Raw genomic sequence first — 20,362 nt, 5'->3', positions numbered from 1 at the left:
CGATCGCGCTTGAAGTAGGAACAATGCCACTTGAAGTAGGAACGATCGCGTCTTAAGCAAAAACGATCGCGTTAAAGCCTGGAGTGCTTCTGCTCAGAATTCGGAATGTCGAGCCAAAAGGTTCATTGTTTATCCTCTGAACTCCAGCTTTTCTATGGCTATAGTAAGAGCAGCCTTACATCTTGCCTGCCGGAACTCCTTGAATGCGAACCAAATCGATCGTTCAAGTTTTGATTGCTGCGATAATCGCCAGTTTGCTTGGTTACTTGATTAATCAGCTACCACCTACTCCAAACTTTCCCTATAGAGATCAAGTCATCATTGGGGCAGTGGTTGTGATCACGCTGATTGCAGCAGCGATCGTACTCTGGCAGAACAGGCAGTCAGAGGAAGAGACAGTGCTACCTGAACCGCCTCAACAGGATGCCCGATCGCGCAGTCAAACGCTCTTACTGCAAGCGGTCAAGCAAGAAGTGATCTCACGGTTGGATCAATCATTGCATAATGCCGTGTTCATCAACCTGGGCAAGCAAGCTCAACCGCAGCAGGTGAGGCGACCGTTGGATGCAGAGGTCAAAATTGGACCCAAGTCGCCCCAATTATTGCCAACTGAGACAAGCATTTTGGAGGTGTTCACGCTTAAAGGCATTGACGGCAGACTGTTGATTCTGGGTGAGCCAGGAGCAGGCAAAACGATGACGATGCTGGATTTGGCAAAGGGGTTGTGCGATCGAGCCGAACAAAACCCAACCGCATTCATCCCCGTCCTGTTAAACCTGTCGTCGTGGAAAGACCCAAAGCAGACGATGACCGCCTGGTTGGTGGAAGAACTGAAGTCAAAATACGGGGTGCGAAAGGACATTGGCACACAATGGCTGGCAGACAAGCACCTTTTGCCCCTGCTGGATGGACTGGATGAAGTAAAGCCAGAGCATCAGGAAGGTTGTGTGCAGGCAATTAACCGCTGGCTGGAGAGCGACGATCGACCACCCTCATTAGCCGTCTGCTGTCGGCGCGAAGAATACGAAAAAGTGGTGCGGGGACAGTGGCAATCGGAAGCAGCGGAGCCACACAACGAAACCCGAATGCACCTGAATGGAGCTATCTTGTTGCAGACCCTTACCGACACGCAAATTCAGGCATACTTAACCGCAACAAACCAACCAGAACTCTGGCAAATGCTACGGCAAGATGAGGCAATGTGGGAATTGATTAGAACGCCGCTATGGTTAAGCATTCTGGCTCTATCTTACCCGAAACTTCTCTGCAACCAGTGGCAGCAGGCAAACTTGATGGAGCAACGATTAGATTTACTGCTGGATGCCTATGTGGAGCAAATGTTGCATTGGGAACTCAAGAGTCATATATATGAGAAGGGCAAACCGCCAACGGCAAGACAAATCCGCTACTGGATCAGTTTTCTGGCAAAACAGTTGCAGCAAGAGTCACAAACTGAGTTTTTAATTGAAAGAATACAACCCTCTTGGCTTTATAACAATGCAAAGTTAAAATTCTACGAAATTGCTTTCAAACTTACCAGCGTATGTGTTTTCAGCTTAAGTGGAATACTTCTCAGACTAAGTAAAGAGTCAAGCGGTAGACTGTTTATATTACTAATATTTTCAATGAGCTTTGGAATTACGTTCGGTCAGGTTGGAGTATTACCTTTATCCATTGAACCAGTTAAAGATACAAAATTTTCACTGAAAATCATCTTTGTATTAGGAATCGTTTCATTGCTATTTGGAATAGTCTTTACATTGGTTGGCTGGCTTGCAAATGTCAAAGCCTCATTATTGAGCGGTGCAATTATCGGCACCATAATGTTAGGCACTTTACTAGAGCCAGGTTTCGGTCTACATAAAGTAGACATAAAACCAAACAAAATCAGAAATCAAGGTATTTTTGATTCACTGAGTAATGCAACTTATAGTTTCCTTTTTATTGGGCTATTCTTTGGATTAACAGGACTTCTATTTCTTGGTTCAATTGAGGGATTAAACATTGGTCTACTTTTAGGAATGAGGAGTTTCCTATTTGTAGGAGGAATAGCTTTTATTCAACACTTTATCCTTCGCTGTATTCTCTTCCATAGTGGCTCTATTCCCTGGAACTATGCCCGCTTTCTCGACTACTGCACCGAACGTCTCCTCCTTCAGCGCGTCGGTGGGCGCTATCGGTTTATCCACAAGTCCTTGCAGGAGCATTTTGCCAAGATGGGGGAATAGGGAGTGGGGTGTAGGGAGTAGAATAGACGTGTGCAGGTTGGAGCATGATGATGGGTTCTGTAGAATTTCAGGCAACGGTCGAGAATGGGGTGATTGTGATACCTGAAGAATACAAGCAGTCACTTGCAGACGCGAACACGGTTAAAATTACTGTGCTAAAGCAAGCTCAGAGGCAAGCTTCTAGACCAGACATCATGGATGAACTGGCGCAAAATCCGGTTAAGGTCGATCGCTTTTTAACCAGGGATGAAGTGCACGATCGCAGTCTATGAGCAACAAACCATACTTCCTCGATTCCAACGTGTGGTTATATCGTTTGCTAGACAATCAATCACTTGAGGCTCAAGAGCGTGAGCGAAAGCGTACAATTGCCTTCTCTCTCACCGCAGCACAAGACATCATCACCAGTACACAAGTGATTAATGAGGTTTGTGCAAATGCGTTCAGGAAAGCAGCGTTTACAGAAGCCCAAATTCAAACTCTGATTGAGTCCTTTCAAAGTCGCTGTACTGTTGTTGCTCTAAATATTGAAACTCTGACGATTGCTTCAAGCCTGCGATCACGTTACTGCTTCTCGTTTTGGGATGGTCTGATTGTTGCCAGTGCGCTGTCTGCTAATGCAGAGATTCTCTACTCTGAAGATATGCAAGATGGTCTGGTGGTTGAGCAGCAGTTGACGATCGTGAATCCTTTCAAATGAGGCTATGTGCCTGAAACTATGTTCGCTTGCTCAACCACCGCACAGGATGTCTCTTCCTTCAGCGGGTTGATGGGCGCGATCGCGGAGCGCTGACTTGTCAGTTCGGTTTATCCACAAGTCCTTGCAGGAGCATTTTGCAAAGATGGGGGAGTAGGGAGTGGGGAGTGGGGAGTGGGGTTAGAGCATGAGAGGAGCAGGAATCATTAGAATGAATGAAGACAATTGATGCGGTTCGACAACAACTCTACGCAGGGCAGTTTGAGTTCAGCCGCCATGCTTTCAAACGAGCCATTGAGCGTAATATCAGTGAACAGGAAATTAGAGAAGCTGGCTTGAATGCCATCAGCATTGAAGCGTATCCAAATGATAAATATTCACCAAGTTGTCTACTTTTAGGCTTTACCGCAACACATCGACCGCTCCATATTCAAGTCTCGCTTGCTCAATCAGAACTTGTGAGAATCATCACGCTCTACGAGCCGAATAATCTTGAGTGGATTAACTATTCCCAAAGGAGATAACCATGTTTCAGTGCCATAACTGTGGAGCAAATAAGACGCATGAAGAACAGGTCAGTGAGGTCTTTCAAATTTATGGAAAACCTGTTCTAGTCGAAAATATCCCTGCGATCGTCTGTTCTCGCTGTGGCGAAACAACCTTTAGCAGAGAAACCACTGAAAAAATTCGGCAAATGCTACATGGAGACCATCAACCGACAAAAGCAATCAGTGTCGATGTGTATGCTTTCAAATAAGTGATTTCATTCCCTGGAACTATGCCCGTCTCGACTACTGCACCGCTCATGAAGTGTGTGCGGAGCACCGATCGGCTCTTCCTTCAGCGCGTCGGGGGGCGCTATCGGTTTATCCACAAGTCCTTGCAGGAGCATTTTGCCAAGATGGGGGAGTAGGGAGTGGGGAATAGGGAGTAGGGAATGAAAAAAGTGAGCAATCAGGGAATCCGTTGGAAGCCCATGCCAACCTGGATGAAATGAGCGTCGCCAGTAAGAACCTGCTCAATCTCCAGTTCATCCATGACAACCATTGAGGTCAGGTCTGTAAAAGAGATTTGAGGCTTGTCTAAAAACTTCAGGCGCAGTGCTTGTGCTTGAGCAAAGCGAACTGGTGTAATCCATTCCAGTTTGAAGGTTTCTGCCACGAATGCCGTGGTTAGGGTTTCCATCGATCGCTGGGCTTGAGAGACTGGTAACCGCTTAAACAAGAGCGTCAAGGTTTCGTCTAACACATAGTCAGTCGTGCAAACCACACCGTTTCGGAAACGGAAGTCCTTGTAAAACTCGACCACTTCTCGATGCCTTACTTCGCTTTTATCGTGCAGCGTTAGCCATCCCCAGGTATCAACAAAGACCTTAGTCGCCATAAAGCTCTACATCAGGCTGTTGTGCCAAGGAACCATGAGATACCGCACCGATAAAGTTCACCAGCGGCTCGTCATGAGCTGATTCATCTGTTCCAGTCTCACTTAAGCGTTGTACCTGCTCTGTCGGCAACCCAGTCAGCTTTGCGACCTGTGCAATCTCTACCCCTTCGTGCAACAGGTTGAGTGCGACAGTTGACAGCCCTTGCTGAATGCCCTGATCCCTCACTTCTTGTAAAAGTGTCTGATAGGTAACGGCTTCTTTCACACGCTCTGTCCTCAGCTTATCTTTTCAGCTTTATCCTAGTCTATCGGTTTATCCACAAGTCCTTGCAGGAGCATTTTGCGAGAATGGGAGAATAGGGTGTGGGGTGTGGGATGTAGGGTGTAGGGTACAGGTATGACGAAGAATAAAGAATATCGTAAGCAGTTGCAAGGGCAGCACCGGGCACTGGAAGAGCATTTGAAAAAGATTGCCGGAGAACTTAGCAGACCATTAGAACAACAGCGGCAAGGACTCATTGCTAAGTGGGAGAAGACCGTTGCCGTTTGCCGTCAGCAAATTGCCAAACTTGAAAGGAGGTTGAACAAATGACGCTCACTTACAATAAATCGTTGGCGTTGCTTAAAGTTCATCTAGCTGACTATCGTCCTCAGCTAGAACGGGCGATCGCCGCCATTCAAACCTTAGAAAACGCTGACCCCAATTCAGAGGAATTTAGTCAGGCACTTGCCGATCTGCACGTCGCATCAACCGTTCTGGAACCCTACTCCGAAGGAATGCGAGAGGCGATCGATCAGTTTACAGAAGACCGCCCTGATGAGGAGTGAATGCAGGCTTTGTTTTAGAGTGTCGGTGAGCGTGCGATCCTAATCATGCAGTTCCTTGATCGCTTTGACATAAGCAATAGCGCTAGGAGTAATGGCTTGCACCACTTGTGCGATCGTCGCTTGTTCTGCACATGTCCATTGTCTTGGACGACCAAACACACTGGGCTGCAAAACTCCCCAAAGCTGTCCTCCGTGACAAAGATGAGCATGAATGAGTGCTCGATGCCCAAAGTTCTCACGTTCAAACTGTTGGTTTAAAGTGTCAGGACTGGCAGTTTCCACATCCTCAACCACAACAGAAGGCTCTGTTCGCAAAGCAGCAGCAAACATGGGATCACGATCAGGCAAAGAGGGTGGCTCAAGTTTCCACTCTTCGTCATAAACCATTGGCATCTCAGCATTGCGTACCCAGCAAAAGGGTACTTTGCCCATGTGTGTACTTGGCTCTCGCAGGTAGAGGAAACAGCGATCGCACTCTAAATAAGCTCCCAGCGCAGGCATCAGGGCAGTAAAAAGGGCATCGGGTGTTGCTGCTGTCGTGAGGATACTGGCAATCGAATCTGGCAGGCGATCGGGCATACGAATGATTAACTTGGAAGGTTGAACAGGGTGGCGTTAATCTCTAATTAGCTCAATGGATTGTCCTGCATTGCTTCAGGATCTTCCTTAACAAATGTCCATTCCAGGAGCTTACGGGGTGACTGTTTTAAGGCATCAATCAAATGTTCATTGCTCTCGAAGGTCACTTGTGAGAGTGATGTTGATTCCACATTGACCGTAAAGCGATCGTCTTCAAAGCACCAGGGAGTCACAGTTAACAAACCATTGTCGTGCTGGATCACGTTGTACCGTTGTCCATCGGGTCCTTTGCTAATTTCTAACGCACGCTCATCCATTGGTAGCTCGTGCTGACAGAGAATGAGTGAAAGGCGATCGCACCACTGCATAAAGGCATACGCACTATCAGCATCTTCTTGTGACGCTTCAACTTCCTTACGCCACCGTGCTTGATTTTTTGACTGTTCATCCAGGAAAGCATCTGCTTCAGCCGACGTGCCGCGCTTACTCGCATTCAAATGGGACATATGCATGGAGTTTAGCAACCCAACCCAGTGTCCCCGATACAACGCACGCTCTATGTGTTCTCTCAAAGGCTCATAGGAGTCGCCTTCATCCATCAAGAAATCTTTTGGTGTTCCCGCCTCTGTTAAATTATCACTCTCCCACTCTTTTGCTAAATCATCGTGGTGTGAGATGGCTGCCACTGTCTCATACAGTCGAGGGGGAGCATCTTTACGCCGCCAATGTCCAGCAATTTGAGCAGCCAGCAGAGCATGAGCGCGATGGTAAATAATCTGCCAACCGTTCTGAGTCGGATGAACAATCACAAGGCAATTCTCCTGGCATAAAACGGCTAAAGCTCAGTTTCGTCAACCGCTGAACAGTAGGACAGCAAGCAACAAGCAGTTGAGTTATGTACAAATGTAGCCAATATAACAATTGACAGTATCTATCACACGACTGAATCAATGCTTAATTTTCATCCGTAATCAATTGCACCCTTTTAGCTAGGGCGGCTTGCTAATTCAGCTCTTAGAGTTCAACTCACACCCTAGATAGAGCAAACGTTAGCCGCTTGTGCTTAGTATTTTTGTGAATGGTTATCCATTGAATCGAGATAGCCATTGACGTTACGTCTTAAGTTTCTTAAATTACGTAGGAGAAGATGTCTTGGTGAATACGTTAGCTGCCTTGTGTCAAACGCTGCGTCTGGGCAGGATCGTCGCAGTGTTTGCAGCAGGATTGATTCTTCTTTTGAACGTTGCTTGCAGTAGCGAGAACAATGTCGGTGCTCGTCCAAACAACCCGCCTGTACAAATGGGTGGACAAAACAATCCTCACAAAGCTGGTGGGGATGGCTACAACGACTATCAGATGTCTACTGACCCTACTGTCAGCAAGCGCGATCGTGCCAGCATCTCAGGTTCTAGTCAATTGGTTGCAGCCGCAGATCAGAAGATTGAACGTGCGTTTTCAGGGCGAGACAACCAAAGTATGGGCGAGACCTCCAGAAAAGCCAGAAACGCAATGAAGGAATTGCAGCAAGCACCTGAGGAACCTCAAGCTGTATTCGATCGCAGTGACCCGGATGCCAAACTTTTAGAGAAAGTGGGCAACACATTCAAGGAAGCCTCTAAGCACCTAACTGGCTCGACTGAAAAGTCAATTGAGCAATCAGGATTGGCAAAGCCAGAGTAGCGGTGCTCCTTAATCGCCTCTTTGATCGCCTTCATGACAGGCGTATAGACAGTCTCTTCCCTGTGCATATTGAGGTTGTACATAGGGTAAGAGCAGCAAACATTGATCAGCATAATTAGCAGTAATGGAGTGAGAGCATGAACAGAATTTTCTCCTTTCTAAAAGGCGCTCAGTTGAATCGACTTCTAGCTGTTGCCGCAGTGAGCCTGTTGATGTTTTTTGGCACCGCTTGTAGTCGTGCAGATGCAACCGATACGGCAACGTTGAAGGAGCTTAATAGTCCCAATACGCCTGGTCAAAGCCAACCTTACAAAGGTGGGATGAATAACTTTGACGATGTTGATGCAACTCGCTTTGATAAAGCCGATGTGGATGCAAAAGCCAAAGCGTTAAAGGATCGAGTAGAGCGCAACATCAATCAGAAAGGGATTGACAGCCCTGAACAGTATGTCAAAAACTTCCGTAGCGGGACACCTTTGCAAGAGCGTATTGAGAACATTGGGGATGACATTGGTCGAACCGCTAACGAGGCAAAGGAGAGCCTGGGACAATTTGGGGAACGCGGTTCCAAGAACATCGAACGCAATGTAAGAAATGCGTCAGGGCAGACTTCGCGTACGTTCGACCAGACAAAGCGGAATACAAAAGCGGCTGCTGAAGATTTATCTCGTGGCGTTAAAGAACCGATCGACAACGCGACTAATGCAGCGAAACGTGCAATGGATTGAACCCTTTGTTGCAAAGCGAATAAGGCAACTGATGATTGAGCGCAATTCTTTAAGGTAAAACTATGACTCAAACACCCAATATCCCTCCTGTAATTGAAAGCGATGAGAGAGAGTATCGTGACAGTGGCGTACCGAGTACTGTTGCGATCGCGGGTCATCCGTTTCATCCACTGATTGTGACGTTTCCTATTGCCTTTCTGACGGGTGCTTTAGGCACAGACGTTGGGTACTGGTTGACTGGAGATGCATTTTGGGCACGCGCATCATTCTGGCTGATTGGTGCTGGTCTTGTCGCTGGATTGGCAGCAGCCATAACAGGGATGCTGGACTTCGTGAAAATCGATCGTGTCCGTGAGCATCAGGCTGGCTGGATTCACATGGTTGGCAACATTGCCGTTTTGAGCCTGTCACTGATTAGCTTTGTGCTGCGCTGGGGTAATCAAACGGGAGCAATTTTGCCGATCGGGCTGGTTCTTTCGCTTTTTGTGGCGACATTAATTGGCATTACTGGTTGGTACGGTGCAGAGTTAGTTTACCGTCACAAAATAGCTGTGATTGGTTATGGCAGCAACCATAGACCGTGAGTTGTTCGCGTATCAGTAGCAGTGTTGCATTGTGATTTAAGCTCTAAGAAATGCAATGTATGACAATGAGCATTTTTCTAATTTCAAACAGGTAGCGGTGCTTCGATCGCTGGAGGGTCTGGGCGATTTTCTATGCATTGTGCCTGCGTTGCGATCGCTCCGCACAGCGTTGCCACAGGCAAAAATCGCCCTAGTAGGTTTGCAAAAAACGCAGGCTTTGGTTCAACGCTTTCATCAGTATTTAGATGAGTTGTTGGTCTTTCCAGGCTATCCAGGCTTACCAGAGCAAGAGCCTCAAGTGCAGCAGATTCCAACGTTTTTAGCAGCAGCCCAAAAACAGCAGTTTGACTTAGCACTTCAAATGCATGGTAGTGGTGTCATCACAAACCCAATTGCATTACTGTTAGGAGCAAAGCGCAACGCAGGTTTCTTTTTGCCTGAGCAATACTGTCCAGATGCTAAGCGATTTTTGCCGTACCCAAAGCACGAGCCAGAAGTAAGGCGATACTTACGATTGCTGTCGTTTTTAGGTATACCTGCTCAAGGTGAAGCTTTAGAATTTCCGCTTCAAGAGGCTGATTATCAGGCATTGAAAGCAGTCGATGCAACTTACAATCTTCGTCGGGGATGCTATGTTTGCATCCATCCGGGCGCAAGTGTAGTTGAGCGCCGCTGGTCGCCGAAACAGTTTGCGATCGTTGCCGATGCACTTGCTCAGCGCGGGTGCCAAATTGTCTTAACGGGAACGTCAGAAGAGTTGCCGATCGCCCATGCTGTTGCCCAACTCATGCAAGCTGAATCGCTGAATTTAGCTGGTTGCACAACATTGGGCGCACTAGCTGTCTTGCTGAAGGGGTCTCGCCTGCTGGTTTGCAACGATACGGGTATTTCTCATCTAGCTGATGCGCTTCAAGTGCCTAGTGTAGTAATTTTTACAGCTTCCGATCCACAGCGGTGGGCACCACTTAATCGCGATCGTCATCGGGTGCTTTGTCACGCTACAGGTGCGACTGCGGGCGATGCGATCGCGCAAGCAGACGCGCTTTTGCAGCAACCCATTGCTACAGACTCAGTGTCTAAGTTGCAGTTGAGCGAAATTGGATGAAACGGAAAGTAGGCATGAGTAGCCAATTTCAATCAGTTGCAATCGCGATTGCTGAACGTTTGTCAGAAACTTTAACGGCACAGATTTTGGTGCTGGATGCTCAGGGCACGATCGTTGCCAGGAGCAAAGACTATTCGTTGACGGGTTTACGTACATCCGAATTACCCACATCAGAGTTACTCAATGCAACTATCCAAGACACAGAAGCATACATCCATCTACCAATATCCTTAGATGGACAATGGTGCGATGTCCTTGTCGCTAAATCGAGCGGTGATGAAGTTATTTCATCACGTCCGGCTCAACTGTTGGTGGAATTGATGGCTCAAGCGTTGCTGGTGAAGCAACCTGACCACCATGAACTAAAAAATAAATTTATTCATGATTTACTGATTGGCTCCAACTTTAGTGAAATCAATCTTTTGAGGGAAGGGCAAATCTTGGGCATGGATCTTACACGCCCACGTGCGGTCATCCTCATTGATGCTGCGGACTATATTTTGTCTGCTGCTGCACTAAGAGAGCTTGAACCATCAGCACAAATCTTGCGACGCGCACAGCTTGTTACCAGTAGCGTCGTTAGTTTCTTCCATCTACCTAATGAAACAATTTGTGCTTATATTGGTAACGGTGAGATTGCTGTGTTGAAGGCTAGTGGTACACAAGATTTAGCCGCATGGACAACGCATGACGAACCGCGTCAAGTTGACTCGTCTTGGGCAAATTTAACAGCACTCAAACGAGCCGGAGCTGCCTTACTCGATCGCTTACGTACCGATACAACTACCACAATTAGTATTGGTATTGGTCGCTATCATCCTACATTAAAGGGGTTGGCTTCATCGTATCAAGATGCGCGAGCAGCCCTTTCGTTAGGCAAGCATTTTTATGGTCAAAATCAAGTGCATTGTCTAGATGCATTGGGTATTGCAGCCTTTGTCGGTCTTTCCCATGAACGCACCAAGATTGATCTGGCTAAGTATCTTCTTAGTCCACTTGACCAGGAAGCAGAACTACTAGAGACGTTAGATGTTTTCTTTTTTGAGAACTGCTCTCTTTCAACAACTGCCAGTCGGTTATCCATTCATCGCAACACGCTCAGCTATCGCTTAGAAAAAATTACCTCATTAACTGGGCTAGATCCACGTCGTTTTGATGATGCTATGCAGATTCGATTGGCACTATTTTTGCGATCGCTGCATAGTGATACTCGTACGTTGTGCAAATGCCCAATTGCAGCACAGTGGGATCAACAGCATCTTAGGCAAGCTGCCGATGAATCTTTTTACTCATCAATTCATCATAGCTAGTAAGGATGCATCTAATTTTGTGAATCAAAGCGATTACTCTAGCTTTGCTTTTAGTGCAAGGCAAAAATCGCTTGGGTGCTACTACTTAAGCAGGCATTCACTACTTGAGCAGGCATTTATCGAAGCTGGTTACTGCATTTCCGGCAAAGAAATTGCTACAAACAATTACTAATCAGGTACACCATTCATGCGTCCATTACGCATTCTGACTTGGCACGTTCATGGAAGTTATCTTTCCTACCTAATGCAATGCCGTCATGAATTCTATCTACCAGTGAAACCGGGCTATCCTGAAGGCTATGGTGGTCGTTTAGGCAATTCGTTGTGGTCAGATAACGTCCGTGATGTGCCTGCTGCGTTGGTGCGAGAACAAGCATTCGACTGTATTTTGTTTCAATCGCGGAAGAATTATCTGCACGATCAGCACGAAATTTTATCTGAGTCTCAACGTCAGCTACCGCGTCTCTATCTAGAGCACGATCCGCCGCAGGAGCATCCCACTAATACACGCCATGTAGTTAATGATCCCAATGTGATGCTGGTTCACGTCACGCCGTTCAACGCGTTGATGTGGGATAGTGGCAAGACTCCGACCTGTGTGATTGAGCACGGCGTGACAGTTCCATCAGTGCATTATACAGGTGAACTCGATCGCGGTTTGGTCGTTGTGAATGGCTTACGATCGCGCGGTCGCCGTTTAGGTGCCGATATTTTTACGCAAGTCCGTCGGCAGGTGCCGCTCGATCTCGTTGGCATGGGTTCAATGGAATTAGATGGCTTGGGCGAAGTTCCTCATGCTCAACTGCCTGCACTGCAAGCACGGTATCGTTTTTTCTTCAATCCCATTCGCTATACCAGCCTGGGGTTAGCGGTATGTGAGGCAATGATGCTGGGAATGCCGATCGTGGGTTTAGCAACGACTGAAATGGCAATGGTTGTTGAGAATGGCGTTTCTGGCTATGTCGGCACCGATGTCAATCAATTAGTAGCAGTGATGCAGAGGCTGCTACGAGAGCCAGCAGAGGCGCGCCGTCTGGGTGAAGGAGCACGACGGTATGCTCAAGAGCGCTTCAATATTCAACGGTTTACTCGTGATTGGGAAGCAGCGTTTGCTTTGGTGACGGGCACTGAACATCACCAGACTTCAACATTGCACACAGTAGCAGGAGGTAGGGCATGAAACGGATTGCTTTAATCAGTGAACACGCCTCTCCATTTGGCGTTCTGGGTGGCGTTGATAGCGGTGGGCAGAATGTATATGTGGGGCAGCTTGCCAAGCATCTGGCAAAAGTGGGCTACCTGGTTGATATATTCACCCGTCGTGACCATCTGCTTTTGCCAGAAGTTGCCCACTGGGTTGATGGTGTGCGTTTGATTCATGTGCCTGCTGGTGCTGCATTCCATATCCGTAAAGAAGATTTGCTGCCGTTTATGGCAGAGTTTACAGCGTATGTCCTTCAGTTTTGTCAACGCCAACAGCCGTCTTATGATCTCATTCATGCCAATTTTTGGATGTCTGGGCTGGTGGCAGCCGAGGTCAAGCAGCAATTGGGGATTCCATTTGTAATGACGTACCATGCTTTGGGGCGTGTGCGTCGTTTCCATCAAGGTAGGGCAGACGAATTTCCCGATGAGCGGTTTGCGATCGAAGACCGTATTGCGTCTGAAGCGGATGCCATTATTGCAGAATGTCCTCAAGATGAGGAGGATTTATGCCGTCTCTATCATGCTGATCCCAACAAGATTGTCATTATTCCCTGTGGTTTCAATGCCACTGAATTTGAACCATTGAGCAAACCGCTTGCCCGTGTGGCGTTGGGGCTTCCGGCTGAGGAGCGTGTGCTGCTGCAACTGGGTCGTATGGTGCCTCGCAAAGGCGTTGACACGGTCATTCGGAGTCTTGCATACCTGATTCAGGAACATCAAACGGCAGCACACTTGCTGGTTGTGGGTGGTGATTTAGCTGATGCTGATGCACGCGTTACAGTTGAAATGACTCGGTTACAGACGATCGCGGCTGAAGCTGGAGTGGCAGATTATGTCACCTTTGTGGGTCGTCAGGGGCGTGAAGTACTGAAATATTACTACAGTGCTGCCGATGTATTCATTACAACGCCGTGGTACGAACCGTTTGGCATTACACCGATCGAAGCGATGGCGTGTGGTACACCTGTCGTTGGCTCTGATGTGGGTGGGATTAAATTTACGGTACGAGATGGCGAAACGGGCTACCTCGTTCCACCGAATGATCCAATGGCAATTGCCGATCGCATTGCCCATCTCTATCAACAGCCTCAGTTGCTGGATAGCTTCGGGCGACAGGCAATTCAACGTGTCAACGCGTTGTTTACATGGCAAAGGGTGGCAACAACGATGGCAACCTTGTATGAGCAAGTGATCGCCACCCATCAGCCAGAGCGCCGTCATACCCTCCAGGCGTTTGCACTGATCGATCGCCGCTTCGATCAAGTTGTCACTGCCTTACAAACATCCAAACAGCAGCTACAGCAATCCATTTTAGACGCGGCTGACGTGCTAAGTGCTTGCTTCGATCGTGGTGGCAAAGTGATGCTGTGCGGCAACGGGGGCAGTGCAGCCGATGCTCAGCACTGTGCCGCCGAATTTGTGGGTCGCTTTAAATGCAGCCGACCGGGCTTTCCAGCCATGGCGTTAACGGCTGACACCGCCGTTCTCACTGCATGGTCAAATGACGTGGGGTTTGAGGATGTCTTTGCGCGTCAGGTGGAGGCGTTTGGCAAACCAGGTGATGTGCTGATGGGCATTAGCACCAGTGGTCGATCGCGCAATTTGGTTGAAGCTTTTAATGTGGCTCGATTGCAGGGCGTGCAAACCATTGCCCTTTTGGGTGGCGACGGTGGGACGTTGCGATCGCTAGCGGACTATTGCATTGTGGTGCCGTCTTCAGAACCGCAGCATATTCAGGAAGTGCAGATCGTGGTTATCCATCTGCTTTGTGAGTTGGTAGAGAAATGGTTTGTGACAGAACAATCATCCAACCATCCATCTATAGCCAATAGTGTTCAACTGGTAGAAGCGGTAGAACGCCTGATGGATAAAGCGATTGCCTCTGATCTGCCAGCAACGATTAGCTAATTATTCGATAGCAAGGAGTTCAAACAATGTCTGAATTAACCGGAAAAGTGGCGCTGGTAACGGGCGGTGGACGCGGTCTAGGCGAGGCAATCTGTCGGATGCTAGGTGAGGCAGGCGCGATCGCCATTGTAGCGGACATCCGTGAAGAGCTTGCGGAGACAGTTGCGTTAGAAATCCAGGCAGATGGAGGCAAAGCGCAGGCAATCCATCTCAATGTCTGTGATGAACAGCAGGTGGAAACGGCGATCGCCCACGTCATTCAGGAATTTGGTCGCCTGGATATTTTGATCAACAACGCGGGTACAGATGTCACGTTACCTGTGGAAGAATTAACGATCGCCGATTGGGATCGCGTCTTGGCAGTCAATCTACGCGCGCCATTCATCCTCTCTAAGCAAGTGCTACTAACAATGCAGCAACAACGAAGCGGACATATCATCAATATTGCTTCGACCGCATCCAAACGAGCTTGGGCAAATGCATCTGCCTATCATGCCAGCAAATGGGGTTTGCTAGGTTTTAGCCACGCGCTCCATGTAGAAGCACGTACCTATGGTATTAAAGTAACGGCTGTAGTTGCTGGTGGAATGCAAACACCGTTTATTCTCGATCGCTTCCCTGACACACCGCTGGAAAAGCTGCAAGATCCTAAGAACGTGGCAGATACCATTCGCTATGTGCTGTCTCAACCGGCAGCGACGGTCATTCCTGAAGTGACTGTGCTACCCATGCAAGAGTCGTCGTGGCCCTGATGAGGAAGTGAGGGGAGAGGAGTGAAGAGTGGAAATGAAAAACCGAGCGGTGTTTTTGGATAAGGATGGTACGTTGATTGAAGACGTGCCGTACAACGTCGATCCACAGCGAATCCGGTTAACGGTCGGTGCGGGAGATGGCTTACGGCAAGTGCAGCAGTTGGGCTATCAACTGATTGTCATTTCTAATCAATCAGGTGTCGCGCGGGGTTATTTTCCAGAATCAGCCCTGACAGCAGTGGAAGCACGTCTACAGGAACTGTTGGAGCCATTTGATGTGCTGTTAGATGGGTTTTATTACTGCCCCCATCATCCCGATGGCACGGTAATGGAGTATGCGATCGCCTGCCATTGTCGCAAACCGGAGCCGGGTCTTCTCCTGCAAGCTGCGGGCGATCGCGCGATCGACTTAACCCAATCCTGGTTTGTTGGTGACATTTTGAACGATGTGGAAGCCGGTCGTCGAGTGGGTTGTCAAACGATTCTCATTAACAATGGCAACGAGACGGAATGGCTGCTTTCATCAGAGCGAGTACCTCATTTTCTAGCGAAGGATTTGGCTGAGGCAGCGCACATTATTAAGTAGGAGACAGCAGTCAGCGGTCAGCAGTCAGCGGTCAGCGGTCAGTAGTCAGCGGGTCAAAGTTGATCCAAACCTCAAAACTCATCACTAACCACCAACAACTAATCACCAACAACTCCCTTCATGCACACGAATGTGTCTAGCCTTATCAATACGTTTGCCGATCGACACATCATTGTCATTGGTGAAGCGATGCTGGATAGCTATTTATTGGGCGAGGCTACCCGTCTTTGTCAGGAGGCTCCTGTTCCGGTAGTCGCACTGCGCGATCGTCAGGATATTCCTGGTGGGGCAGCCAATGTGGCAGTCAATCTTCGCAGCCTTGGTGCTCAGGTATCGTTACTCTCGGTGATTGGTGATGATGTGGAAGGCGAACTTTTACAACATGCACTGGTACGCTATGGGGTTGAAACCGAGGTGCTGTTGCAGCAACCCTTGCGGCGCACGTTGGTTAAAAGTCGGGTAATGGCAGCGTCTCAAATGTTAGTGAGGATGGATCAGGGCAGCACGGAGGCGATCGCCCCCGACACCGAGCGGCAGCTCATCCAGCAGTTGACTGACCGTTTCATGCCGTGCGATGCGATTGTAATTTCTGACTACAGCTATGGTCTGTTGACACCACAAGTGATTGAAGCGATCGCTCAACTCCAGGCTCAGGTACCAAAGCTACTGGTAGTGGATTCCAAGCGGTTAGCCAGCTATCGCTCGATTGGTGTAACGGCTGTGAAACCCAATTATGAGGAAGCGATGCGCCTGCTGGCATCCCAAATGGCAATCGCCCTTGATGACCAGACGAAGACCCGTCTTGAGCAAATTGCCCAACATCGTCATCAACTGCTAGACCGCACAGGAGCCAAATTTGCCATTGTGACATTAGATGTGGATGGTGCCATCATCCTCCAACGTGAGCGATCGCCGCATCTTATCCCAGCCAAAGCCATCACTTGTGTCAATCCGACGGGAGCAGGCGATACCTTCATCAGTGCGCTCACCCTTGCCTTAGCGGTTGGAACATCCATCACAGTGGCGGCGGAACTAGCGGCAACGGCAGCAGCGATTGTCGTTGCAAAAGACGGTACAGCTACTTGTTCTGCGGAAGAATTGCAAATAGCGATCGCAGCAGACTCTAAACTGCAAGTTGACCAGTTTCAAGAAGAAACATCAGGCGATGGAATCAATGAGTTAACGGAGGTTGCATGATTCTGCAAAACACATTGTTAGAAGAAAACACAGTGGTAGAAGAACACACAGTGGTAGAAGAACAGTGGCAGCAAGCGAAAAAAATCTTGTGTATTCGGCTGGATGCGATCGGTGATGTCTTAATGACCACTCCGGCAATCCGGGCATTGAAACAGGGAGATCCTAACCGTCACATTACCTTACTTACGTCATATTCGGGAGCAGACGTAGCAGCACTTGTACCAGAGATCGATCGCGTCATCACCTACGATCCACCCTGGATGAAAGCGACGGCACCAAGACTGAACAGCCGTCCCGAACTAGCAATGGTGGAAGCTCTGCGCCAGGAGGCTTTTGATGCAGCCGTCATTTTTACTGTGTTTAGCCAAAACCCTTTGCCATCAGCGTTGCTATGCTACCTGGCAGATATTCCATTACGACTTGCCCATTGTCACGAAAATCCCTATCAACTGCTGACCGACTGGGTGCTTGATCCCGAACCGAGCAGTGGTATCCGTCATGAAGTACGCCGTCAACTGGATTTGGTTGCCAGCCTTGGTTTTCACATTGAAGATGAGTGCCTGTCTCTCCATGTGACAGAGAGTAACCATCAGCGTCTTTTGCAGCGATTGCAGTTACTGGAGTTGGATATCAAGCAGCCGTGGGTGGTGATACATCCGGGTGCAACAGCCGCGTCACGCCGTTATCCAGCCGAGGGTTTTGCCGCCGTTGCGCGTCGGCTGGTGCTGGATGCGAACTGTCAGGTTCTGTTTACAGGGACGGAGCCAGAGCGGGAGTTGGTGGCGGCGATTCAGGCAGCGATGGGCGTTGCTTCTGCTTCACTGGTAGGCGAACTTGACCTGGCAGAAATGGCAGCACTGCTGGCGATCGCGCCACTCTTAATTGCTAACAATACAGGTCCAGCTCACATTGCCGCAGCCGTAAGTACGCCCGTGGTGGATTTATATGCGCTGACCAATCCACAACACACACCCTGGGGAGTGCCCAACCGAGTGTTATTTCATGACGTGCCATGCAAGTTTTGCTATAAGAGCATTTGTCCCGAAGGGCATCATCACTGTTTGCAGCTAGTGTCACCGGATGATGTGTTTCGAGCCGCATGTGAATTAATGGCTGACACTGTGAATCCATCGATCGCGTCGCCATTAGAATTGGTACCATCAGCATTACCATTACTGACCCTTGCTAATGTAGACGATCGCCAGTCAACCACACTCACACCATCTGCCAGAGAGGTATGGCGATGACAGCAACGATTGATGTGTTAATTCCCACTTATGCCCGTCCCACCGCATTAGCCGTCACACTGACCAGTTTGATTGCTCAGACGTTTCGCAATTTTCACCTTGTCATTTCTGACCAAACTGAGGGAGAGGATCTTCTCGACACAGGTGAGGTGCAGGCAGTATTACGGGTACTGCAAGCGCATGGGCACAGCGTTGAGCAGCACAAACATCTACCGCGTCGTGGTATCTCAGAGCAGCGCCAGTTTTTGTTAGATCAGGCAACGGCTCCGTATGTGCTGTTTCTTGATGACGATTTGATCTTAGAGGCGACGTTAATCCAACACTTGCTAACCACCATTCAGGCTGAGGACTGTGGGTTTGTTGGTAATGCACCGCATGGGCTGAGTTTCCTGCATGATGTGCGTCCTCATGACCAGGCGATCGAGTTTTGGCATGGCGCTGTGCAACCAGAGCTGGTGCAACCAGAGACACCGCAATGGGAACGCTGGCGGCTTCATAGTGCGGCTAACCTCTATCATCTTCAGCAGCGATTGATGTTAGAGGGAGCGTTAGATGTAAACAAGCCACAGCCCTATAAGGTTGCATGGATTGCTGGTTGCATCCTGTATGATACGGCAAAACTGCGTAGCATCGGTGGCTTCAACTTTTGGCACGATCTTCCACCCAAACATGGCGGTGAAGATGTGCTGGTGCAGCTTCAACTGATGGCGCACTATGGCGGCTGTGGGCTGATTCCATCAGGTGTTTACCATCAAGAGGTGCCAACCACAATTCCCGATCGCCCGGTTGCTGCCGATAAAGTTATTCAGTGGGAGCATACCACCTTTTCGCCCTCACCCTAATCCCTCTCCCACAGGAGAGGGACTTTGAATCTTGCTCCCTTCTCATTGGGGAGAAGGGCTGGGGATGAGGGCAATACTCAATGCTTAACGTCCCACCTTTCGCCCTCACCCTAATCCCTCTCCCACAGGAGAGGGACTTTGAATCTTGCTCCCTTCTCATTGGGGAGAAGGGCTGGGGATGAGGACAATACTCAATGCTTAACGCCAGAACATAGTCCTAGTCAATGATGCAGCTATGCGAACGATTTTATTCATTGAACTGTTGGGTGGCATTGGTGATGTGCTGATTGCTTTATCGGCAATCCAGGCACTGGGGCGATCGCACCCAAACGCTAAGCTCACCGTCTTGACCTTTGCACCAGGAAGCGAACTGCTCAAGGACGATCCACTCATCCATCATGTAATTGGGATTGAACCTGAACTGAATCAGGTGCATCAGGCTCGAAACGTGGTTGAAGCACTGCTAGACCGCTGCACCTTTGATTTGATTGTGTCAGATACTAACTACGACGGCATTGATCACGTGATTCAAGTGAGTAATGCCCTGCAAACAGTGACCAATCTCTGGCGATCGCCGCCATCTCATCAACGAGTGGGCGATCGCTTCCTCCAACTCTTGCTGGCAGATGGCTTGATTCAACCAGACGCGATCGGCACGCCGCAGCTCCACCTGACATCCGCTGAGATACTCTCGGCGCAGCAGCAGCTTGGTCATGTGATGCCCCCCTTAGTGGTGCTGTACCCTGACGCAGGTATGGCAATTAAACGCTGGTCAACCGCAAACTTTGTGATGGTAGGACGCGAACTACACCAGCAGTATGGTGCAACGATCGTAGTGCCCGTTGGCTCTCATCCAGAGCAGGCAGAACACATTGCCAGTGAAATTGGCAATCACGCTCAAGTTTGGCAACAAGGCACTCTGCGATCGTTAGGGGGACTGATGGCGATCGCCGATCTCGTCATTGCTGCCGATACTGGACCTGCCCGTATCGCAGCCGCCCTGGACACGCCAACCATCACGTTATTTGGACCTTCGTGGCACGATCGCTATGGACAGCCTGCGCCTCACATCAACCTGCAAGGGTATCCAGGCTGCCCTGAACGCAACATCGACAATTTTACGACTCAATGCTGCTGGTACAGTGGTATCTGTCCCTTTGATGGCTGGCAGACCTGCCTTGATGCCATTTCACCCGCTGAAGTGATGGCTGCTGCTGCCCCATTTCTACACTTGCCAGCCTCTAAGCCTGGAAAACCAACCTTAGAACTCGGAACGTCGAGCTTAGAACTCGGAACGCCGAGCCTGGAACTCCAAAGGTCGAGTCTCGAACTCGGAACACCAAGCTCAGAACTCCAACCACCAAGCTTAGAACTCGGAACACCAAGCTTAGAACTTCAACCACCAAGCTCAGAACTCGGAACACTAAGCTCAGAACTCCAACCACCAAGCTCAGAACTCGGAACACCCAGCTCAGAACTCCAACCACCCAGCTCAGAACTCG

General features: G+C 49.0%; 25 protein-coding genes. 21 read left to right on the top strand and 4 right to left on the bottom strand.

The annotated features are described in order from the left end of the window. Positions 1-203 precede the first annotated feature (203 nt). The 6 genes from AC5JO6_RS06485 to AC5JO6_RS06460 all read left to right on the top strand — a co-directional run bounded on the left by AC5JO6_RS06485 (position 204) and on the right by AC5JO6_RS06460 (position 3,838). Positions 204-2,228: an NACHT domain-containing protein gene (locus tag AC5JO6_RS06485; protein WP_496080233.1), complete on the top strand. Its 2,025-nt coding sequence runs from the start codon at positions 204-206 to the stop codon at positions 2,226-2,228. Positions 2,229-2,272: 44 nt separating this feature from the next. Beyond that, positions 2,273-2,500, top strand: coding sequence for a hypothetical protein (locus AC5JO6_RS06480; protein ID WP_496080232.1), 228 nt, complete (start codon positions 2,273-2,275; stop codon positions 2,498-2,500). Next, on the top strand, positions 2,497-2,928 hold the full coding sequence (locus tag AC5JO6_RS06475) for a PIN domain-containing protein (RefSeq protein WP_496080231.1): 432 nt from the start codon (positions 2,497-2,499) through the stop codon (positions 2,926-2,928). Before AC5JO6_RS06480 ends, AC5JO6_RS06475 begins: the two co-directional genes overlap by 4 nt. Before the next feature lie 212 nt (positions 2,929-3,140). Beyond that, on the top strand, positions 3,141-3,449 hold the full coding sequence (locus AC5JO6_RS06470) for a DUF4258 domain-containing protein (protein WP_496080230.1): 309 nt from the start codon (positions 3,141-3,143) through the stop codon (positions 3,447-3,449). 2 nt (positions 3,450-3,451) lie between these two features. Beyond that, entirely contained in the window at positions 3,452-3,682 is a 231-nt protein-coding gene (locus AC5JO6_RS06465; protein WP_496080229.1) for a YgiT-type zinc finger protein, read from the top strand. A gap of 21 nt (positions 3,683-3,703) precedes the next feature. Continuing rightward, positions 3,704-3,838, top strand: a complete 135-nt coding sequence (locus tag AC5JO6_RS06460) for a hypothetical protein (protein ID WP_496080228.1) — start codon at positions 3,704-3,706, stop codon at positions 3,836-3,838. Between the two features lie 41 nt (positions 3,839-3,879). Here the strand turns inward: AC5JO6_RS06460 and AC5JO6_RS06455 are convergent, their stop codons facing one another. Continuing rightward, positions 3,880-4,308 carry a type II toxin-antitoxin system VapC family toxin gene (locus AC5JO6_RS06455; RefSeq protein ID WP_496080227.1) on the bottom strand — a complete coding sequence of 143 codons (429 nt, stop codon included), beginning with the start codon at positions 4,306-4,308 and terminating at the stop codon, positions 3,880-3,882. Continuing rightward, positions 4,298-4,573 (bottom strand): hypothetical protein, encoded by a 276-nt coding sequence (locus AC5JO6_RS06450; protein WP_496080226.1) that lies wholly within the window; start codon positions 4,571-4,573, stop codon positions 4,298-4,300. The genes AC5JO6_RS06455 and AC5JO6_RS06450 overlap by 11 nt, the downstream gene beginning before the upstream one ends. 132 nt (positions 4,574-4,705) lie before the next feature. Here AC5JO6_RS06450 and AC5JO6_RS06445 point away from each other — a divergent pair, with 132 nt between their 5' ends. Together AC5JO6_RS06445 and AC5JO6_RS06440 are read left to right on the top strand one after the other, a co-directional pair. Beyond that, a complete protein-coding gene (locus AC5JO6_RS06445; RefSeq protein WP_496080225.1) occupies positions 4,706-4,900 on the top strand; it encodes a hypothetical protein in 195 nt (64 codons plus the stop codon). Next, on the top strand, positions 4,897-5,136 hold the full coding sequence (locus AC5JO6_RS06440) for a hypothetical protein (RefSeq protein WP_496080224.1): 240 nt from the start codon (positions 4,897-4,899) through the stop codon (positions 5,134-5,136). Before AC5JO6_RS06445 ends, AC5JO6_RS06440 begins: the two co-directional genes overlap by 4 nt. A 39-nt stretch (positions 5,137-5,175) precedes the next feature. On the opposite strand, the gene AC5JO6_RS06435 is transcribed toward AC5JO6_RS06440, so the two are convergent. Continuing rightward, a complete protein-coding gene (locus AC5JO6_RS06435) occupies positions 5,176-5,715 on the bottom strand; it encodes a GAF domain-containing protein (protein ID WP_496080223.1) in 540 nt (179 codons plus the stop codon). 47 nt (positions 5,716-5,762) lie between these two features. Further along, positions 5,763-6,524 (bottom strand): DUF3891 family protein, encoded by a 762-nt coding sequence (locus AC5JO6_RS06430; protein ID WP_496080222.1) that lies wholly within the window; start codon positions 6,522-6,524, stop codon positions 5,763-5,765. Between the two features lie 346 nt (positions 6,525-6,870). Between AC5JO6_RS06430 and AC5JO6_RS06425 the strand changes: the two genes are divergently transcribed. The 13 genes from AC5JO6_RS06425 to AC5JO6_RS06365 form a co-directional block, all read left to right on the top strand. Continuing rightward, the gene (locus AC5JO6_RS06425) at positions 6,871-7,395 is read left to right on the top strand and encodes a DUF6658 family protein (RefSeq protein WP_496080269.1); all 525 of its coding nucleotides are present in this window, start codon (positions 6,871-6,873) and stop codon (positions 7,393-7,395) included. A gap of 137 nt (positions 7,396-7,532) precedes the next feature. After that, positions 7,533-8,123, top strand: a complete 591-nt coding sequence (locus tag AC5JO6_RS06420) for a hypothetical protein (protein WP_496080221.1) — start codon at positions 7,533-7,535, stop codon at positions 8,121-8,123. 62 nt (positions 8,124-8,185) lie between these two features. Continuing rightward, entirely contained in the window at positions 8,186-8,707 is a 522-nt protein-coding gene (locus AC5JO6_RS06415) for a DUF2231 domain-containing protein (RefSeq protein WP_496080220.1), read from the top strand. 55 nt (positions 8,708-8,762) lie between these two features. Further along, entirely contained in the window at positions 8,763-9,812 is a 1,050-nt protein-coding gene (locus AC5JO6_RS06410) for a glycosyltransferase family 9 protein (protein ID WP_496080219.1), read from the top strand. After that, a complete protein-coding gene (locus AC5JO6_RS06405; protein WP_496080218.1) occupies positions 9,809-11,122 on the top strand; it encodes a PucR family transcriptional regulator in 1,314 nt (437 codons plus the stop codon). Before AC5JO6_RS06410 ends, AC5JO6_RS06405 begins: the two co-directional genes overlap by 4 nt. 187 nt (positions 11,123-11,309) lie before the next feature. Beyond that, the gene (locus AC5JO6_RS06400; RefSeq protein WP_496080217.1) at positions 11,310-12,302 is read left to right on the top strand and encodes a glycosyltransferase; all 993 of its coding nucleotides are present in this window, start codon (positions 11,310-11,312) and stop codon (positions 12,300-12,302) included. Then, on the top strand, positions 12,299-14,236 hold the full coding sequence (locus AC5JO6_RS06395; protein WP_496080216.1) for a glycosyltransferase: 1,938 nt from the start codon (positions 12,299-12,301) through the stop codon (positions 14,234-14,236). Before AC5JO6_RS06400 ends, AC5JO6_RS06395 begins: the two co-directional genes overlap by 4 nt. 26 nt (positions 14,237-14,262) lie before the next feature. Then, a complete protein-coding gene (locus tag AC5JO6_RS06390) occupies positions 14,263-14,988 on the top strand; it encodes an SDR family oxidoreductase (RefSeq protein WP_496080215.1) in 726 nt (241 codons plus the stop codon). 34 nt (positions 14,989-15,022) lie between these two features. Further along, the gene (locus tag AC5JO6_RS06385) at positions 15,023-15,574 is read left to right on the top strand and encodes a D-glycero-alpha-D-manno-heptose-1,7-bisphosphate 7-phosphatase (protein WP_496080214.1); all 552 of its coding nucleotides are present in this window, start codon (positions 15,023-15,025) and stop codon (positions 15,572-15,574) included. Between the two features lie 120 nt (positions 15,575-15,694). Continuing rightward, positions 15,695-16,771: a bifunctional heptose 7-phosphate kinase/heptose 1-phosphate adenyltransferase gene (locus tag AC5JO6_RS06380; RefSeq protein ID WP_496080213.1), complete on the top strand. Its 1,077-nt coding sequence runs from the start codon at positions 15,695-15,697 to the stop codon at positions 16,769-16,771. Further along, on the top strand, positions 16,768-18,018 hold the full coding sequence (waaF, locus tag AC5JO6_RS06375; RefSeq protein ID WP_496080212.1) for a lipopolysaccharide heptosyltransferase II: 1,251 nt from the start codon (positions 16,768-16,770) through the stop codon (positions 18,016-18,018). Before AC5JO6_RS06380 ends, waaF begins: the two co-directional genes overlap by 4 nt. Further along, positions 18,015-18,860: a glycosyltransferase family 2 protein gene (locus AC5JO6_RS06370; RefSeq protein ID WP_496080211.1), complete on the top strand. Its 846-nt coding sequence runs from the start codon at positions 18,015-18,017 to the stop codon at positions 18,858-18,860. The genes waaF and AC5JO6_RS06370 overlap by 4 nt, the downstream gene beginning before the upstream one ends. A gap of 235 nt (positions 18,861-19,095) precedes the next feature. Beyond that, positions 19,096-20,362 (top strand): glycosyltransferase family 9 protein (locus AC5JO6_RS06365; protein WP_496080210.1); only part of this gene is annotated, 1,267 nt, incomplete at its 3' end.

Source organism: Tildeniella sp. (assembly GCF_059505325.1).
The sequence above is the reverse complement of the archived record's forward strand: the minus strand, read 5'-3'. Positions and strand labels throughout refer to the sequence as shown.

Bases quoted from the DNA above. Each gene is read 5' to 3' on its own strand.
- AC5JO6_RS06405 (WP_496080218.1), top strand. From the start codon at position 9,809: ATGAAACGGAAAGTAGGCATGAGTAGCCAATTTCAATCAGTTGCAATC.
- AC5JO6_RS06415 (WP_496080220.1), top strand. From the start codon at position 8,186: ATGACTCAAACACCCAATATCCCTCCTGTAATTGAAAGCGATGAGAGA.
- AC5JO6_RS06455 (WP_496080227.1), bottom strand. From the start codon at position 4,308: ATGGCGACTAAGGTCTTTGTTGATACCTGGGGATGGCTAACGCTGCAC.
- AC5JO6_RS06370 (WP_496080211.1), top strand. From the start codon at position 18,015: ATGACAGCAACGATTGATGTGTTAATTCCCACTTATGCCCGTCCCACC.
- AC5JO6_RS06435 (WP_496080223.1), bottom strand. From the start codon at position 5,715: ATGCCCGATCGCCTGCCAGATTCGATTGCCAGTATCCTCACGACAGCA.
- waaF (WP_496080212.1), top strand. From the start codon at position 16,768: ATGATTCTGCAAAACACATTGTTAGAAGAAAACACAGTGGTAGAAGAA.
- AC5JO6_RS06385 (WP_496080214.1), top strand. From the start codon at position 15,023: ATGAAAAACCGAGCGGTGTTTTTGGATAAGGATGGTACGTTGATTGAA.
- AC5JO6_RS06480 (WP_496080232.1), top strand. From the start codon at position 2,273: ATGATGATGGGTTCTGTAGAATTTCAGGCAACGGTCGAGAATGGGGTG.
- AC5JO6_RS06400 (WP_496080217.1), top strand. From the start codon at position 11,310: ATGCGTCCATTACGCATTCTGACTTGGCACGTTCATGGAAGTTATCTT.
- AC5JO6_RS06420 (WP_496080221.1), top strand. From the start codon at position 7,533: ATGAACAGAATTTTCTCCTTTCTAAAAGGCGCTCAGTTGAATCGACTT.
- AC5JO6_RS06465 (WP_496080229.1), top strand. From the start codon at position 3,452: ATGTTTCAGTGCCATAACTGTGGAGCAAATAAGACGCATGAAGAACAG.
- AC5JO6_RS06485 (WP_496080233.1), top strand. From the start codon at position 204: ATGCGAACCAAATCGATCGTTCAAGTTTTGATTGCTGCGATAATCGCC.
- AC5JO6_RS06395 (WP_496080216.1), top strand. From the start codon at position 12,299: ATGAAACGGATTGCTTTAATCAGTGAACACGCCTCTCCATTTGGCGTT.
- AC5JO6_RS06470 (WP_496080230.1), top strand. From the start codon at position 3,141: ATGAAGACAATTGATGCGGTTCGACAACAACTCTACGCAGGGCAGTTT.
- AC5JO6_RS06460 (WP_496080228.1), top strand. From the start codon at position 3,704: ATGCCCGTCTCGACTACTGCACCGCTCATGAAGTGTGTGCGGAGCACC.
- AC5JO6_RS06380 (WP_496080213.1), top strand. From the start codon at position 15,695: ATGCACACGAATGTGTCTAGCCTTATCAATACGTTTGCCGATCGACAC.
- AC5JO6_RS06410 (WP_496080219.1), top strand. From the start codon at position 8,763: ATGTATGACAATGAGCATTTTTCTAATTTCAAACAGGTAGCGGTGCTT.
- AC5JO6_RS06445 (WP_496080225.1), top strand. From the start codon at position 4,706: ATGACGAAGAATAAAGAATATCGTAAGCAGTTGCAAGGGCAGCACCGG.
- AC5JO6_RS06440 (WP_496080224.1), top strand. From the start codon at position 4,897: ATGACGCTCACTTACAATAAATCGTTGGCGTTGCTTAAAGTTCATCTA.
- AC5JO6_RS06475 (WP_496080231.1), top strand. From the start codon at position 2,497: ATGAGCAACAAACCATACTTCCTCGATTCCAACGTGTGGTTATATCGT.
- AC5JO6_RS06390 (WP_496080215.1), top strand. From the start codon at position 14,263: ATGTCTGAATTAACCGGAAAAGTGGCGCTGGTAACGGGCGGTGGACGC.